The sequence below is a fragment of the Aquabacterium sp. A08 genome, assembly GCF_011742065.1.
Genome location: NZ_JAAQQT010000114.1, coordinates 1 through 320 on the forward strand (window position 1 = coordinate 1; position 320 = coordinate 320).

At 66.2% G+C, this 320-nt stretch carries 1 protein-coding gene; it reads right to left on the reverse strand.

All coding sequences use genetic code 11. The features are described 5' to 3' along the window. Positions 1–80: 80 nt before the first annotated feature. On the reverse strand, positions 81–320 hold a 240-nt coding region (locus tag HA630_RS00650; protein ID WP_166832047.1), incomplete at its 5' end, for an aminotransferase class I/II-fold pyridoxal phosphate-dependent enzyme.

Consider the following 320-nt stretch of genomic DNA (forward strand, 5'->3'; position numbering starts at 1 on the left):
GGTTGGACAACAGGAAATAGACCCCCAACAGGATCAGCAGCACCGCAACGGTCGGGCTTTTCATGGCTTGGGGGCTCGGGTCACAAGGCCCGCGCTAGGCGCTGCACGCCTTCGCGGATTTTTTCCACGTCCGAGGTGGCAAAGCTCAGGCGGAAGCTGGCGCGGTCGGGTTGCTCGCAGTAAAACGGCGCGCCGGGCACAAAGGCCACGCCCTGGTCGATGGCGCGCTGCGCGAACACCTGGCTGTCCTGCACTTGCCCGCGCGCACCGGTCAGCCGCGCCCACACGAACAGGCCACCCCGGGGCTGCACAAATTCCAC